The sequence below is a fragment of the Halobacillus sp. B23F22_1 genome (assembly GCF_043497005.1).
Taxonomy (GTDB): domain Bacteria; phylum Bacillota; class Bacilli; order Bacillales; family Halobacillaceae; genus Halobacillus_A.
On record NZ_JBIEKE010000005.1, the window covers coordinates 12,757 to 29,403 of the forward strand.

General features: G+C 38.5%; 15 protein-coding genes and 1 pseudogene. 12 read left to right on the top strand and 4 right to left on the bottom strand.

Going from position 1 to position 16,647, the window contains the following annotated elements; all coding sequences use genetic code 11:
- The first annotated feature begins 2 nt into the window (after nt 1-2).
- From ACGTNH_RS20095 to ACGTNH_RS20130, 8 genes are all read left to right on the top strand, one after another.
- The gene (locus tag ACGTNH_RS20095) at nt 3-545 is read left to right on the top strand and encodes a conjugal transfer protein (RefSeq protein WP_394588831.1); all 543 of its coding nucleotides are present in this window, start codon (nt 3-5) and stop codon (nt 543-545) included.
- An 862-nt stretch (nt 546-1,407) separates the two neighbouring features.
- Nucleotides 1,408-2,910 carry an ATP-binding protein gene (locus ACGTNH_RS20100; protein WP_394588919.1) on the top strand — a complete coding sequence of 501 codons (1,503 nt, stop codon included), beginning with the start codon at nt 1,408-1,410 and terminating at the stop codon, nt 2,908-2,910.
- Nucleotides 2,907-3,251 (top strand): cystatin-like fold lipoprotein, encoded by a 345-nt coding sequence (locus ACGTNH_RS20105; protein WP_394588833.1) that lies wholly within the window; start codon nt 2,907-2,909, stop codon nt 3,249-3,251. The genes ACGTNH_RS20100 and ACGTNH_RS20105 overlap by 4 nt, the downstream gene beginning before the upstream one ends.
- Nucleotides 3,252-3,265: 14 nt before the next feature.
- Nucleotides 3,266-5,575 (top strand): CD3337/EF1877 family mobilome membrane protein, encoded by a 2,310-nt coding sequence (locus tag ACGTNH_RS20110; protein ID WP_394588835.1) that lies wholly within the window; start codon nt 3,266-3,268, stop codon nt 5,573-5,575.
- A 12-nt stretch (nt 5,576-5,587) separates the two neighbouring features.
- On the top strand, nt 5,588-6,598 hold the full coding sequence (locus tag ACGTNH_RS20115; RefSeq protein WP_394588836.1) for a lysozyme family protein: 1,011 nt from the start codon (nt 5,588-5,590) through the stop codon (nt 6,596-6,598).
- Between the two features lie 10 nt (nt 6,599-6,608).
- A complete protein-coding gene (locus ACGTNH_RS20120; protein WP_394588837.1) occupies nt 6,609-7,145 on the top strand; it encodes a YddI family membrane protein in 537 nt (178 codons plus the stop codon).
- 61 nt (nt 7,146-7,206) lie between these two features.
- Nucleotides 7,207-7,479: an AbrB/MazE/SpoVT family DNA-binding domain-containing protein gene (locus ACGTNH_RS20125; RefSeq protein ID WP_394588838.1), complete on the top strand. Its 273-nt coding sequence runs from the start codon at nt 7,207-7,209 to the stop codon at nt 7,477-7,479.
- A gap of 186 nt (nt 7,480-7,665) precedes the next feature.
- Entirely contained in the window at nt 7,666-8,358 is a 693-nt protein-coding gene (locus tag ACGTNH_RS20130) for a hypothetical protein (protein ID WP_394588839.1), read from the top strand.
- A 225-nt stretch (nt 8,359-8,583) separates the two neighbouring features.
- Here the strand turns inward: ACGTNH_RS20130 and ACGTNH_RS20135 are convergent, their stop codons facing one another.
- Nucleotides 8,584-9,876 carry a hypothetical protein gene (locus ACGTNH_RS20135; protein WP_394588841.1) on the bottom strand — a complete coding sequence of 431 codons (1,293 nt, stop codon included), beginning with the start codon at nt 9,874-9,876 and terminating at the stop codon, nt 8,584-8,586.
- A 244-nt stretch (nt 9,877-10,120) separates the two neighbouring features.
- Between ACGTNH_RS20135 and ACGTNH_RS20140 the strand changes: the two are divergent.
- Together ACGTNH_RS20140 and ACGTNH_RS20145 are read left to right on the top strand one after the other, a co-directional pair.
- Nucleotides 10,121-10,273 (top strand): annotated as a pseudogene (locus tag ACGTNH_RS20140) (recombinase family protein); the annotation flags it as partial.
- Between the two features lie 330 nt (nt 10,274-10,603).
- Nucleotides 10,604-11,311, top strand: a complete 708-nt coding sequence (locus tag ACGTNH_RS20145) for a coiled-coil domain-containing protein (RefSeq protein WP_394588842.1) — start codon at nt 10,604-10,606, stop codon at nt 11,309-11,311.
- A 316-nt stretch (nt 11,312-11,627) separates the two neighbouring features.
- Here the strand turns inward: ACGTNH_RS20145 and ACGTNH_RS20150 are convergent, their stop codons facing one another.
- On the bottom strand, nt 11,628-12,287 hold the full coding sequence (locus ACGTNH_RS20150) for a DUF4352 domain-containing protein (RefSeq protein WP_394588921.1): 660 nt from the start codon (nt 12,285-12,287) through the stop codon (nt 11,628-11,630).
- Between the two features lie 190 nt (nt 12,288-12,477).
- Between ACGTNH_RS20150 and ACGTNH_RS20155 the strand changes: the two genes are divergently transcribed.
- Nucleotides 12,478-13,041, top strand: a complete 564-nt coding sequence (locus ACGTNH_RS20155; RefSeq protein WP_394588844.1) for a hypothetical protein — start codon at nt 12,478-12,480, stop codon at nt 13,039-13,041.
- Nucleotides 13,042-13,352: 311 nt separating this feature from the next.
- Nucleotides 13,353-13,691, top strand: a complete 339-nt coding sequence (locus tag ACGTNH_RS20160; protein ID WP_394588845.1) for a YolD-like family protein — start codon at nt 13,353-13,355, stop codon at nt 13,689-13,691.
- 731 nt (nt 13,692-14,422) lie between these two features.
- Here the strand turns inward: ACGTNH_RS20160 and ACGTNH_RS20165 are convergent.
- Together ACGTNH_RS20165 and ACGTNH_RS20170 are read right to left on the bottom strand one after the other, a co-directional pair.
- Entirely contained in the window at nt 14,423-15,055 is a 633-nt protein-coding gene (locus tag ACGTNH_RS20165; RefSeq protein WP_394588847.1) for a MerR family transcriptional regulator, read from the bottom strand.
- A gap of 385 nt (nt 15,056-15,440) precedes the next feature.
- On the bottom strand, nt 15,441-16,097 hold the full coding sequence (locus tag ACGTNH_RS20170) for a hypothetical protein (RefSeq protein WP_394588848.1): 657 nt from the start codon (nt 16,095-16,097) through the stop codon (nt 15,441-15,443).
- Between the last annotated feature and the right edge of the window lie 550 nt (nt 16,098-16,647).

Below are 16,647 nucleotides of genomic sequence, written 5' to 3' on the forward strand. Positions count from 1 at the left end.
TCATGAAAGTCACTTACAATTACAAACGAGTGTTTCAACACCCGATCACCTTATACCGGATTGGCGATGTCCGGCTCCCGTACGGCATCGCCCTTCTACGGGTGACCGTTGCGGGTATCATTTTAGGGATTATGTTTTTGTTTCGTGATGTAGTGAACGCTGTGGGTTCGATCATGTCTGGTTTAACCTTGGTTCTGTATATAGGGATTCCCTATCTTTTATCAGGTTTTTTATTGAAGAAGTCCTTTAATGGCAAACGAATCCATTATTTCATGTACGACTTTATTCGGTACTTTTTTGGCTGGTATCTTCCTAAGAAACGTCTAGCCAATGATGAAGAAGTGCTTTATAGCAACACGAAAGCTATCACTTTTGAGAAAACCATTATCCTACGGAAAGAAGGGAATGCTCATGCAACTTCGAACTCCGATCAAGACCGTACACAACAATCTGATGCTTACGAAAAGCGGGGAAATCTGGGCGTATTACCGAATCTCTCCGAGCGTCATTCCAGTCGCGAATTACGAAAAGTTAGAGAATCATAAAGCTTTCTACCGGCAGCTGTTTGAACAGTTGGCTAAATATCGTGAAATCCATTTAGAAATGTACCCTCGTTCGATGGATTTAGAAAAACGTTTTGAATATTTAGAGCGTGACTTCTCAAACGATACGAAAGAAATTGGACAATATTACAACCAAGAAACGATGAAGATGCTGGAACATGAGTTAGGCTCCATTACGGATGCTGATTTTGTGTTAGGGGTTCGCTTAAAAGCCAATCTGTTAGATGAATCGGAAGATATGCGGGGGATGGTCAAAAATGCTTTTGCTAACGTGGCCGATTCCATCGTTAATTGGTTTGGGCTTGAGCGCGAATTAACCGATGAATTTTTTGATCGATTTAAAGAGGTCGAGCAAGAGTTGTTTGAACAAATCATTCGGGTAGATGGACGGAGGTTGACGGAAGACCAGCTCATTTACGTGAACCGTTATAACTTCATTCGGGATATTCATCATGCGGTCGAAGAAGAAAAGCAAAAACGAGGCACAACGAATATTACAGATGCGATTATCGATCCTACAGACATGGGATTTTTGAAGCTTCAAACGACAGAAGGAGAATCGTATATTAGTTTTATTGTCGTTGATGAGTTCCCTAGTGATTTAGAATACACCCATCTTTACCAACGAGCACAGAATATGCCCTTCCCCGTCGAGTTGCACATGAAAGCGAGATATAAAGACAAAGACCAAGCGTTACGCAAAATTGGCTTTTCGAAGCAACGGTTTAAAGAAACGGATAAGGATATGGCCGAAGCTGGGGAAGACGTTGACGATAAACTTGTTCATTATAATCGATTTCTCAATCGTTTGCAGTCAGGCATCAAAGGGAATGAGGAAGTCTTTATGGATTGGGTTGCGGCTTTTGTTGTGTCGGGCCCGACCAAAGCCGAGTGTAAGCAACGAGCGAATCATTTAATTACTTCTTTGAAGGATCAGGAAATTTATTGTGTTCGTCCGATAGCCGATCAACTCACTCTCTTCTATAAGTTTTTACATGGTGAACCGTTACGGTTTGAAAAGAATTGGGTTCAGCAGACAACGCATACAGGATTTGCGGAAAACCTCTTCGGAGTGAGTAATCAACTAGGTTCTAACATTGGGTTTTACTTTGGTCGAGTAGCCAAAAGTATAGGGAAGAAGTATCTGGATGAATCGGTTGCCTCTAGTCGTGATGTGGTGCTGTTTCACCCGTTTATCGCGAATGAAGGGATCAAGGGAGCTTCGACAGACTCCCCTCATATTTCGATTACCGGACAGACTGGGAAAGGCAAGAGCTTCTTAGTCAAATACATCTTGATGTATCTTTCTTTCTTAAAAACCAATGTATTGATTACCGACCCGAAAAATGAAATTGAAGAAAACTTTAATAAAGCCATTGAAGATCCCGAAGTCCGTGTCAATTATCCTTTATTTACTGAGCTGATCCGTTCCTTTCACTATGTGACGCTAGACCCTTCTATTCCTTCCAATCATGGCGTATTAGACCCTATTTGTTTTTTAGAAGGGTATGAAGCCAAGGATACAGCTCAAGGGATTATCGAACAAATCTATGATATGAACGGCAAAGATGATGTAAAAACCGAGCTGCTTAAAACGTTGACGAATGTGATTGAAGAACGAGCAAAAGGACAGCAGCGAGGAATGATGCATGTGGTGGAACGTCTTCAACAAAGTGAAAATCGCAACGTTCGAAATGCGGGAGACCTTTTATTTCAGATTGTCCAGAATTCGATTCTGCAGCTGGTATTTTCCGACGGTTCGTATGAAGGCTTACGATTAGGAAACAAGATCAACGTGCTTCAAATTCAAGGGCTAGATTTACCTGAAGCTACCGATGATCCGAATTTTTATAGCGATAGTGAACGGAAAAGTCTTTGCTTAATGATTCCTTTGGCTAAATTCTGTGAGAAGTTTGGCAGTCGAAGCAAACAAGAAAAAACAGCGATCATCTTTGATGAAGCTTGGATGCTGACCAAAGCCAGAGGCGGTAAAAAACTCGTGAAGTCGATGAGACGCATAGGGCGTTCGTACAGCAATCAACTCTATTTTGTGACCCAATCGGTGAGTGACGTAGAAAGTGATGATGATGTAGGGAACTTCGGGGCCAAGTTCGCATTTGATGAAGTGGCTGAACGAGAAGACATTCTGTCCTTTATGAATCTAGAAAACGTAGAAGAAAACCGAGAGCTATTAAAGAACATGACGAAAGGACATTGTCTCTTTACCGATTTTTATGGACGGACTGGAAAACTAGCGATTGACTGCTTATTTGAAGAATGGAGAGAAGCCTTTAAAACAGTCGATCAATCATACTCCGCCAAGGCTGAGGAGGAAATTATGCAATGAAGAAACTGCTTTTGATGGTCATACTGGGGGCTCTTGCGTTAGGGGCTTGTAGTCCCTCGTATGATCAAGAAATTGACGAGATCGTGGAGAAAGAGAATGAAAGACTAGAAGAAACGCCGAATGAGGATAACGTTGAAAGTATAGAGAGAGAAGATGCTCAAATAGCCGTTTACAACGATGGGAAATATATTGAGATAGCTTACATGATACGGTCGGACTATGAAGCTGATTTTGTTTATGAATCTACTGATAATGGTTATGAGCTTAATTCTAGTGGCGAGCTTCGAGAACAATTGAAGAATGAGGAACCGGATTATACGGAGAACATGGAAGACTCATAGAAAGGAGGATATGTGTGAAGGACTCCTCAAGGATTATTCTATTGTTGCTTGTGTTTTGCTTTTTTACTTTTGTTCCTTTGGCTAGTGTTTCAGGTGCCCCTAAGGTCGACCCCAAGACCGAAGAACAAGGGGGCGTGGAATTAAAAGGTGAAGAATATGATTTAGAGCAATATCAAGCGACCACTCATTTTGAAGAAAGCTGGAACCCCTTTAGTCTGGATGAACTTGACAAGATGATGAATGGGATTGCGAATATGTTTTTTGGGATGACAAAACTCGTAGCTAATATCATAGATGCGGGTTTGAGAGAATTATATGGTTTGGAAATCGTCAATCAGTTTGCAGATCAAATTGGAAGTGCCAGTGAAGAATTATGGAATGTGCTCTATGAGAATTTTGGAGTGGCTCTCTTTGTGATCGCTGTCCTTCAACTGTTCTTTTTCTATGTGGGTCAACGCAATGGCACTAAAGCAGGGCAAGCTGCGTTGAAGTTAATTTGTGTGCTTGTCGTTGCGGGGATTTGGTTTTCTCAGTCCAGTTACTTCTTAAAGACGATGAATAATATCAGCAATGAAGCCCAAGGAGCCATTATGACAGCTGGAGCCTTTTTAACCACGGAAGATATTAACCAATCCAACGGCGTGGAATCCTCCCAAGCTTTGTTGCGCAATGCTTATTTTGACATGGCGGTTTATAATCCCTACCTTGCGATGAACTATGGAACAACAGATGAAGACGCCATTACGGCTGATGATAGTAACCGAATTACTAATCTTGTAAGCACTCCTTTAACCGAAGAAGGATATTCTGAGAGGGAGCAAATTGCGGAACGAGAAGTTGAAGAGCTTGGAAACACCAGCATGAACATATCTACGATTTATGGAAAGATTGCTGTTAGTGTATTCTCCTTAGCCTTTGCGCTGATTTTGGGTTTACCTTTACTGCTGGTGGCTTTTGTGAACTTCTTGCTGCAAGTATTGATGCTTCTCATTGCCTTATTTTTACCTGTTAGCTTCGTGATCTCCATCCTTCCGAGCTTTGCGAATAGTGGATGGTTCACGTTTGGCCGTTTAATCGGAGTCGGGGCTATGAAGATATTTGTGGGGATCATCCTTTTAATGACCTTTATGATCGTGAGTATTACGGAACAAGTACTTCCTGCTACGTCTACGGAAATGTATATGTTGAATGCGATTATTACCAGCGTTCTTTTAATCTTAATGATTAAGTATCGAAACAAATTGATTGAATTCATTACAGCTGGAAAAGTTGCCAGCGTTGATATGAATTCGGCCAGCCGAGTTTATGATAAAACCATTAAGGAGCCTTCGCAAAAACTGCGGGATAAAGGAGCTAAAGTGGTCGCTGCGTATGCAGGTGCACGAGCTGGAGCCGCCTTTGCAGGAGGACAACTTGAAGATCGTGACGAGCAACGTACCCCTCAAACTTCTGATGGTCAACAAGGGTCAGATCAAAGGACAAACGATGTGGTTGATCTTTCGGGTTATCGAGAAGCTAGAAGCCAACGAACAGCTCAATCTCAACAAGAAAAGCAAAAGCCAACGTCTGAAACTCCAGCAATTGCAAAAGAACAACAAGGTTCCAAAACCTCTAACACCACTCATGATGAACAGCCTTTACAAATGGGGAGCTATAACCGCCGAGACTTAGAGAAAACAAGGAATCCGCAACAGAAGGAAAGACAAAATCAAGCGTCTGCGGATACACGAAAACGCATGAGTCGAACACCACAACAACAAGGTATCTCTCAACAAGAACGTCAATCCATCCGAGAACGCTACAAGATTGAAAAGGATAAACCTATTACTCAATGGGAAGCTCAACAGCAGATACAAGATCGAAAAGTGGGAGGGGCGTCTCGTACTATGGACCATTCCTCACAGGGGGCAGCATCGACTAGCCATGACAACAGCAACTTAAGAGAACCTTCCATTGGTTCAAAAGAAGTTGCCAGAAGCAAGGAAATCCAACAGGTGTCGAGGGATGCTGTTCGTAGGCAAGGTGTTTCCCAACAAAACCAAGACCAGAGAGAACCAACTCAGCGAATGGACGCGAATGCTAAAGGTTCTCCATCAACAGCTGCTAGACCATTAGAAAGAGAAAAAGTTAAAAATCATCCGTCCGTAAGAAAAGGTGAACCTTCAAAAAACGTGGACTATTCTAAACAACGGGAAGTGAAAGTGAATCGTACGTCTCAGGTCAAACCCGACCAGGCTCGAAAACAACAAAAACCTTTATCCAAACGGGAATCGAAGACGACAGAACGAGATTCTGTTCGTATCCACCGCAGAAATTCTAATTAAGGGGGCTTTCTTTTGAAGAAGATCATTATTATTATCGCCCTCTTTTTTATTCTCGTTTTTGGTTCCATCATCGGCCTTCTGCTTATGATCATGATGGATGAAGAAGATTCTCGGTATGGGGTGGTTTCGGAATCGGGAACCGCCCAGGTGTCCGAAGCTGTGGAACGTTACCGTCCTTTATTTGAGAAATACGCCAAAAAATACGGAGTGGAAGATTACGTAGAGCTTCTAATGGCGAAGACCATGCAGGAGTCAGGAGGAAGACTACCTGATGTGATGCAATCCAGCGAGTCGATTGGTCTTCCTCCCAATACCATTAAAGACCCCGAACGTTCCATTGATGTAGGGACCAAATACTTTGCCGAAGTCTTAGAAGAATCTGATTATGATGTGGAGTTAACCCTTCAAGCTTATAATTTCGGTGGTGGTTTTATCGATTATGTACAAGATCATAATGACGGCAAATACAGTCGAGACGTAGCCATCGCTTTTAGTGAACAAAAAGAATCTGAACTCGGTTGGGATAATTACGGAGACGTCAATTATGTAGACAACGTTATGCGCTATGTAGATGGTTTTGATTCGAGCCCGGTTGAATTTGAAGGTTCCGAGGGAGAATGGGCGTTACCTTTAAAGAATATCACGGTCACTAGTGATTTTGGTTGGAGGACGCATCCGATTTCCGGGGAACGAAGTCATCACAAGGGTACAGACTTTGATTGTTCGCTTTCGGATACCATTTATAGTGTCAAAGAGGGTGTGGTTTCTAAAGCTGTTCATTCCAATGGAGGATTAGGCAATTATGCGGTGGTTCAACATAATGACGATGAATTTAGCGTATATGGTCACCTTAGTTCTTTGAATGTTCATACAGGAGATTCCATCGATCAAGGAGATAAAGTCGGCATGTGCGGAAGTACCGGTGATTCAACAGGCCCTCACTTGCATTTAGAATATAGCACCGGCCCCCGTTATCAAAACGGTTCTGAATTTCTCGATCCTGCCGATGCTTTAGGATTATAGGAGGGAAGGTATGAAAAAAACCCCTTGGATCATCACAGCTATTCTTGCGGTCTTTTTGATTGTGGTGACCCAGAACAATCAGGAATTGAAAAAAGAAAGGACACAAGCCCAACAAGAAGTTCAGGCTCTGGAAAAAGATCAGGAAAACCAAGAGCATCGACCTTCGGAAGCCTCTTCTACGGATACCATTCATGAAGAAGCTGGGGATGCAGCTGAACAATTTGTGGAAGCTTACTTTGAATACGAACGCAATCCTATTCAAGAAGAGGTTCAACCCTATGTCACGGATCAACTCATGAAGGATTTAAGCTTTGAAGACACGGCGGGAGCTGGAGAGTACGAGGGTGAGAGTGTCGAATCCAACGTGCAAGAATTAGAGGTTTATTACGGGGATTATTCGAGCTCCACCCAGACCCTATTTATAACATTTACAAATGATCTTTCTTTTGACGGAGTACCTAGTGATGCGAAATCCTTGTTGAAGGTTGAGATGATTGAGGAAAATGGAGAATGGAAAGCCGACTCTATGGAGTTTAATCAGTATTGATGTACAGATACGTCACTTAAGTGACGGGACAAAAACTTAGGTTTTGAAAGGAGTCTCTACAATGAAAAGCACGGGAATGGTTCGCAAGGTTGATGAATTAGGGCGAGTGGTGATACCGATAGAATTAAGAAGAACGCTTGATATCCATGAGAAAGACTCATTAGAAATATTTATAGACGGTGACCAACTAATATTGCAAAAATATAAGGCGAATAAAGCTTGTGCTGTTACTGGAGAAGTTTCAGATGATAACCAGGAGTTTGAAGGTGGGATTTGGTTGAGTCCTAAAGGGATACGTATTCTTGCAGATGATTTAGATAAAGCTCGTGTTTGAAATTAAGAATTTCTTGGAATTCCTGTGTTGAAGTGAGAAAGGGGATAGGTCACCAAACTTTATTTCGATGCAACACAGACGTCCTCATTCACACACCTTTTATTACATTTATGGAATATTGTGCTAATTAATTAATGTAATAATGTTATTTTGTGTTTATGTAATATAAAAAAGGAGTGTTGATATATGCCAGCTTACTTTATACCTTCTACACCTATGCAAGTGGTTGATTTCGATTACGAAGCATTTTTTAATTCTTTTAAAAATCGATTTGAGCATCTATACTTTTATCCAGAATGGAAAAATTACTGGTTAAAGATTTTTCATGAAACGGAAAATGAGGTTTTAGACTATGTTAGAAGATTTCCTAATTCTAATCCAGTATTACAGAGGTTAAAGCATGGAGTGGCGCCGGATGCTTATGAAATGTATGTTTTTGAACATGTTACAGAAGTTGGGTCCTTCTATTTACACTTTGATGTTGAAAAGATGAAAAACTTTCAGCGAAACGCCTCTTTAACAAAAGAGACCTTATCTATTGATGAACTTTATGTAGACCCAACTACTCCCCTTAATAAAGAACAAGAGAAGGATACGAGGATGCCGTTTTTTATTCGTATGTATGGTACTCCACAACCCTATATCTGTGTAGACGGGAATAAACGAATAAAAGCTCGAATTGCAAATGGACAAGAAAAATTTGAAGGCTACATATTTGAGGACAAGGATGTAGTTGATATGTTCTTTGGCTCTCCTGATCAATATTATTATATCTTTTTAAGGGAGTGTGAATTTATGGTTAAAACACAAATTCTAGAAGAGTCCACGCAAAAGGATATTTTCCAAACGACTCAAATGTATCTTCAAGGTAAGGGTTAATTAATATTAAGGAGTGCTGTTCATTATGATGATGGTGGAAGATCGTATTCTTTAGTCTTCTATACATTTTATAGACATACTTTTAGACGAGAAACAGGGTAGATTATCGATAAAAAAATCTGATAACCTATCCTGTTTAAAAGTTTGTACCTTTTAGACACTATTCTAATATTTCTATAAAAAAGTTATGTTTCTCAAAATCCTGCTATTTATCTTTTTAGTTTATTAGGGTCTCAACCCATCCAACAATTCTTCTGCAGTAGCTGCTTGATCATTAGCTTTTTGTATTTTTGCTGTTTCTGCCATTCCTGCTTCCTTCAGCAAACTTAGTTCCATTTCGATCAATTCTTCTACTGCTATAATAAATTCTGACATAGACTCATTATCTGCATCGTTTATATGCTGGTTCGTTTCGGGATCAGCTATCATCATTTTCAGGTTATCCTTTTCTATTATGACAGCATCCAATATGGCATAAGCCTCTTCTTCATTCACACTCATTGCTACCATCTCATCATTTAAATTTTGAATCTCTGAAATCAGCTCTCCAAGGGCATCATATGCACTAGTTAAATACTGCTTACCATCCCAGTCTCCTTCTTCATTGGACTTTTCAATAGGTTCACCAGAAGTTGCTTCATTTGGAGTGTTGTCTTCCTCAATAATCGCCTCATCCGATGGCACTTGGGCCGATCCATATACATCTTCCAAAATTTCTGCAGATTCAATATCTCTCCTGATTTCATCAGCTTCTCTTTCATCTTCTTCCTGATTTCTCCTCTTCTCAATCTCCTCTACACTTGCGAATTTTTCACCTAGATTTTCTAATTTTGCACGACTTGTAGTTGTCATCGGCTCGGTGGTGAACATTCCACCATAGGCTCCAGGAATGTAAGCATTCTTCATCACTTGGTCTTCTCCAAGGTGCATTTCATATTTGAATTCTTTATCTTGATAATATGCATAAGAAGCTACATAAAAGTCACCATTAGTTCTCTCTACTACAAAAGCATTAGAAAAGTCTTCGAACTCAAGATCGTTTCTCCCCATTATGGTACCTGCATATACTTGGGAATCTTCATATGCTTTCTTAAGTTTTTCCTTTTGTTCTGGATTATCAGGTATATCAACGTTCAAAAGATTGGCCATTTCTTTTTCTTCTGTATTCAAACTTCTGATATCGTCGTAAAATATTTCAGCAGACATATAATCAAATAAAGATTCTTCCATCTCTTGGTAGGTACCGTTATAAGTCAAAATGATATTACTAACTGCCTGACTCAATTCCCACTCTTCGCTAGTTATGTCTCCTTTCTTTTTTGCTTTTCTGTGTTCCCAAGACAAATCCATTCCAGTTTCCCAATCAGTTTTTGGATCGTTCTTTTGGTCTAAATACCTTTCAAAAACCTCTTGAAGGTCACCATATACTTCTTTGCTAACATTTTTTGGTCGTTCCTCAGAATTCGAACATGCACCCAATAAAAGAAGACAAAGAATAGTCAAAAAAGCCCGATTCACATATTTCTCCCCCTACATGTTTTAACCATATTTTACTATTTTTGAAGTAATATTGGTATGAAATACACAAAAAAGCTCAAGACCAACCTAATTATTGGTATGGGAGTTAGGTTTCCTTTCGTTGGGGTGTTTTAAATATGGAATGTTCAACCCGGGTACACCCTGCACAAACAAAGCTAAATACGATAAAATCAAGGTAATCACGTGTTCAAACAGACTTGTTTAATAAGTAGGAGGAAGGAAAATGATTTTTGGCTACGCCAGAGTAAGTTCCAAAGACCAAAATTTGTCACGCCAAATAAAAGATCTTGAGGAATTTGGTTGTGAACGAATTTATGAAGAGAAGCAATCTGGAAAAGATTTAAACCGGCCTGTTTACCATGAGATGCGATCCAAAACGAATATTTTTGAGACTATGTAAATTATTTACTATGGGATTTAATCAATATTTCTTACATAAGAGGTTCGATAGGTAGTCATTGTAGGGTAGGAAAAAATCCATTGAAATCTCGGATTCGAGCCTTACAAAATTAGGCAGCATTGTTGAAGGCTCAATTTCGAGTTAATTAGAAATTTTTGCGCATTTTTATTAATTGTACTATATAATTAAATTTAGAAAATTGGTGTAGCTTAAATGAAGGGTGACAACAGTACTAAAAAGAATATAAACGAACTGGTAGCGATGATGGAAGGCTATTAACAATAACTAATATAAGGAGAATTAAAATTGAAAAAAGATTTTCCTGAAAAAAAAGATTTTGTATATTGGCTACTTATACTCTTAATTTTTATATCAGTAGTTATTGCATGGAGGACAACTGATCCTGAAATGCTGATAAATGAAATTTCACTAGGAAGCACATTTTTATCTATTCTATTAGCGGTAGTCGCTATATTCTTTTCTTTTATTCAATCAAATCAAAATACTAGACAGAGTAATGACATGATAAAAGAAATAAATAATGTTACTAGACAGATAGTGGAACTTAATGGAATTAAGGATGACCTCTCAGTTGCAATAGAGAAATACGACGCTGCTCTTGAACAAGTTGATCAGAATCTAGAAAAGATAAATAGCGAGGATTTATCAAAAGAATTTAAATCAGAAAAGGTTGAAAATGTCGCGAAAGATTTTAAAGAAGTAATAAGGGGTGTAAAATCTGGAAGAATGAAAGTAGATAAATTTATACTTGAATATGGCCTAATTGATAAAAATTACGATTTTAGTGAAGTGCTTTCAGGTATATCGAAGAACCGTAATATAAAAGCGGTATCATATAAAATCGCAGAAGAAAATATGGATGACCAGACATTTAGATCGACTATAACAATTTTTTCTACAACCGGTGTTGGTAATGAAGAAGTTCTTCAAGCAATACTTGCTGAAATGGACGATACACGTGCCGAATTTTTAAGTTTGTGGAATGTTGACTAGAAAAATAATGAATTACATGAATAATAAGACTGTTATATCGGAAGTAGCCATTATGTAGGCAGCTATGAAGGCTGCTTTTTTTATTTTTTGAAATGTGGTCATGCTAATGCTTGATACCATACTGAAAAGCTTTAGCATTAGCAAGGTATGCAAACCATTTAGAAAATATGCAAACCATTTTAATTTTTGAGGTATGGTGCTTTTTTATTGAGGATTTTTTTCATGTAGGGGAAGAGCCAAGATAATAAGAACCATTACCCTGACTCTACCTCTATAATTTTCTAATTTGTTGTTGCCCTTAAATTTATTTGCACTATTATTTGATTTGAACTTTTTCTTCACCTATTTGAATATACCATTTGCCTTGAGAAAATTTATCTTTAGAAACTTCATAAACTTCAGTTGCTGTAACACTGATATCGGGGTTTAAGTCAGACAAAATTTTAGAATTATCAATATCTGTTTCCACCGCATAACCACTACTAGCATCAACATCAGAGTCAAACTTTGTACCCTTTTCATCAACTAAGTTAATCGAAGGATAATCAAACATGCCGACGGGTTCTTCAGAGACATTTTTCATTGTATACTGAATGGCTGCAAAAGTCCCCCCATCCGATACCTTCTTACCAAGAAAATCAGGATCTCCGACTACATCCTTCTCTTCAAATTTAGTTAGACTTATTTCTAACTGATCTCCTTTGGCTGTAAAAGTATCACCAACATTATAGACGGTTTCTTCACTTTCAGACTTAGCTTTTGTGGCTTTTTCACTACTAACTGTTGAAGCTTCTTCACTTCCAGCCCCACTTAATGCACTTCCTAGGATAGATATAAGGATAATACCAGCTATAAACGTCATTATTTTGTGCCTCATAAACCAGTTACGTTGATCCTTCCCACAGTCCGGACACTTCTTAACACCCTTTGCAATATCCTTATCACACGCTTTGCATGACACCAATTTAGACATAATTGAAAAGCCCCCTAATTCTAATTTGTAATCTATTTAATATTACTTCAATACCGAGATATAATCTATAAAAATATGTATCTATTGTAAAATACTTAGAAATAAAGGGTATAAATGACCGGAATCTATTGTACTATATATTCATGTCTTGCAAATTCATAAATTTACAAAAAAGGGTAAGGGAGGTAGTCTTATGAGAAGATTGATCCTAGCCATATTACTTTTAGGAATACTTATAGGATGTTCTACAGGTACAAATGTAGAGCAACCAAAAAAAGAAGTGACAGACATGAAACCATCCACTGAAGAGCAGCCTGAAGAAAAGCCAAGAAAAAGAGGCAAAATTAACGTGGTAGAAAAAGAATATTATGCTGAGCAAGACGCTATTTTTGAATACGAAACCGCCATCCGTGAACTGCTGAATCGTTACACTGAAGAAAGTGATAAAACTTTACAATTTTTAGAGGCTTATGCTTTTGGAACCGACACACAAGATGATTATCGGTCCTTTAAAGTAACAACGGCCGAATCTCTCGCAATGCTTGATCAGATTTACGCTCTCAATTCTCCAGCCACAACGGCAGAGGCGCAAAAACACTTTCTCAAGTTTGAAGAAGATGCCCGTTTCTTTACTGAAAATATTGTAATAGCTGTAGATAAAAATGATCCTAATCTCTTTGAATTGTGTAGTGATCGTTTAAGACAAGCTAGGCATCACATGGAGGATGGCTATAAAGTATTGGATAATAAAGAATGAAACGTGCCTTTTATGGGTGAATTTCAAAAGAAAACCTAACTACCACAAAGGATAGCAGGCGTACGCCTGCTTTTTATTATGGTTATTTTTCCTTTTGCATTCCGAATCGTACTTCTAAGCTTCCAATGGGGCAGGAACTGTATGCCTTTCCCCATTGGAAACTAAGAAGATAAGGAACCCATTAATAAACTTTCACGGCATAGCCTTCACTTCGTTCCGGTATATGAGAAGTAACGGAATCTTTTATTGTATTACGCCTATTTCTTTACATATAATAAGAACAAATGTTCTAGTTATTAGGAGGAGAAACCATGGCTAATATGAAAGATCGTGGGACTATCAAATGGACGTCCATCATGATGCCAGAACACATCGAGATGTTAAAAGAAGTGTGGAAAGAAGATGAGCGAATAGAAAAGCCAGTTATAGATGAACAGCAAATGGAGGAAAACAGCTTTGCGCTGCAGCGATCCATGGCTAATGATTTAACTGTTAAAGTAAAGTACCACAATGGTTTTAATTTCAGTTATGCATCTATAAAAGTGATAGATATGAATCCTAGTACCAAAAAAGTGAGGGGCACTGACCCGAAGTCCAAAGAAGTTCTAACTCTTTTGTTTGAGGATATTTCGGAGGTTACTATCCTTTGATGCATCTGTGAATTTTTAGGAATGGGGCTATGCTAATGCTTGATACCATACTGAAAAGCTTTAGCATTAGCAAGGTATGCAAACCATTTAGAAAATATGACTACAGCCATACTTTAATTTTTGAGGTATGGCTTTTTTGTGCTTTGAGATGGATCAAGGGAGTAGGCCAAGATCAAAAGAAAAGGCCATGGACAGAGGAGTCCGCAACATTACTAGTACTAGCTAGCAATATTACTAGCGCTAGCTAGTACTAACGCTAGCACAAGGAAAATTTAGTGCTAGGGAGGTAAAAGCATTAGTACTAGCGAATAGCTAGTGCTAGTACTAATACTAGTGCTAGCATAGGAAAAGAAAATACTCTTGATGCTATTGATCTATTATTAAGACAGGAAAAGCAAAGTAAAAGGGAACGTACGTATAGAGGGTTTTATTTCGATCCTGACGTATTGGCCATTATTGACCAGGCTTCCAATAAGTCAGAATTAATGAATCAAGTGTTGAGGAAAGTTTTTAAAGACAAAGGATTGCTAAGTTGACGGGGGTAAGCAAAATTTTATTGCGTGGCTGATTAAAAAATAGGAATGGGGTAATGCTAATGCCTTTATAAAATGATTGCTCTTAGATGCTAAAGCATTAGCAAGGTATGCGAGAGTTTTAGAATTTATGCCTATTCGTATCAATTCCATAAGAAAAAAGCAGTTCACAAATTGTGGGACTGCTTTTTTCGCCTTTTACCATTTCCAGAATTTCCAACCCCACTTCTTGTGTAACTGGGCCTCTCTCATTTCTTCAAGTTCTTTCAGTGCCTTAGTTAGCTTTTCATCCATTTTACTCCACTCTTCATCCTTTTCTTTCGTTGCTGCTGTTTCTAGTGGAGCTGTTAAAAACTTTTCTACCTTCTGATTTATGCCATCCAGCAAGCGACGATCACGAGCTTCTAAACGTTCGTCTATTTTTTCGAAAAGCATTTGAGCTTCTTGTTCTCCTTGCTCTTTTCCTTTTTGGTAGGCATGTTCCACAGCTTCATTAATGAGGGACTGTACATCTTCTTTAGAAAACGGGCTATGGTCGGAATTTTCTTCGATAACGCTTAGCGTCTTTTCAGCGTTTTCTCGGTCTCTATACAGCTTGGCTACGGCTTTTATCGCGTCGTGTCTACTTCTCTTTTTTTCGATGAGTTTTTTTAACTCAAAGAACATGCTAATATCTCGATCATAATAAATGCGTTGATCTTTATCATTCCGTTGAAATTCATAGCCTTCTTCTTCTAATGCTAACGCCCATTGTCTTAAGGTACTTGACTTTATATCAAGTTTTAATGCCACTTCTTTAGCAAAAAAGCCATAATTATAGGAGTCGTTCATAACGCGATCACCTCTTTTATTAAACGTACCAATGAGGGACAAGAACAGCAAGAAGATTTCTTCTCTTTATTCTGACGATTTTTGACTAAATATGATTTCTTTATAAGTTCACCTTAAGGCGGTTCGTATTTCTTGAAGAAACCCCCAGTTGGGAAAGCGTCAGGAAAATGCATATTTACAGCGTTATGCAAAATGGAACAAAGAAAAATCGGCTCCTTTATAAAGTTTAGGAACCGATTTTTTGATTTGACTTATTAAGCTAAAGCACCCGATTGTAGTATAATCTTATATAAATTTCACCCTAAGAAACCCCTTCGGACAAGACATATACAAAGGGGCAAAACGGTTCATGTTACTTGACAACAACGTCTAATTTTTGCCGATTCTATCTGACTCTTCCTGGAATCACCAGTGTACCTCTGTTATTTTGTAGCTCCCCATAAACATCTGTAGTGTGATAAACGATATTACCAGAAAAGTCGTGAGACGTATTCAGGGTAGCATAGTTGTTGTTTACCCAGCCAGAATTCAACCAAAAATCGTTGGTTTTACCCACCCCACTACTTCCAATAAGACCATAACTTACAAAATGGACACGAACACGAGATTGATCTACTCCTTTTGTACCGTCCACAGTTCCATTGACTGATAGAGTGTGGTTCCACCAACCTACATCAATATATACGTTGCCTGACACTTGTCCCGAAATGCCAATAGAGTTATTTATTCTTGAACCAAAAAATCGCCATTCCTGATCGACAAATTGAGGCTTCACTTTGTTTTCTTCAAATCTGGCAGCAGCCTTTATTATCTTCTCATCTTTTTCAGAGAAAACTTCATTAACTTCATACGAGTTATTAATTCTTTTTGTTTGCTTATCAAAATAATTTTCTTTTTCTTTATACGTCATAGTTTCAAGATCTTCGATGGAGTCTTGTTTTTCTGTTTCCTCAGCTGCCAAAGATGCCATTGGGAATAACATCAGTCCAATTAATAAAGTGGCGGTCATTGCAAGAAACACCAAAGCTCTTTTTTGTAACATAAAAATTTTCCTCCTCTAACTTTTTTGAATTTCTTTTACCCTGTTATGTTTATAGTAAAAAAAAACAACTAGTTTCACTAGTGAAACTAGTACCAATTTTATGAAAAAAACCAATATTTTTACAAATTAACCCCTCAGACTTAAGATCTAGATTGGGGCGAGAACAATAACTGCCAAATAAAAATTCTCTACAAAAACAGTTCCCTATTCCAAGCGCCCGTTTATTGAATAAGGGTAAAGAGCTTACCATTGTAAATTCGCCTTTTCCTGACGCTACCCCTAGATCAAGACGAAGAGGAAAGCAGGCCTACGCCTGCTTTTTATTATGGTTATTTTTCCTTTTGCACTCCGAATCGTAAAACAGCACAAATCTTCTAACCTTCCAGCAGGTAGGACACCCGAACCTTTCCTGCTGGAAGCTAAGAAGATGAAAAAACCGTCAATACACTTTCACGGCATAGCCTTCGCTTTCGCTACGGTATTCCATGATGTATGGACGGTTTTTTATGTGTGTTTTGAGATTCTCCATAGCAAAAGGGAAAAATAATCC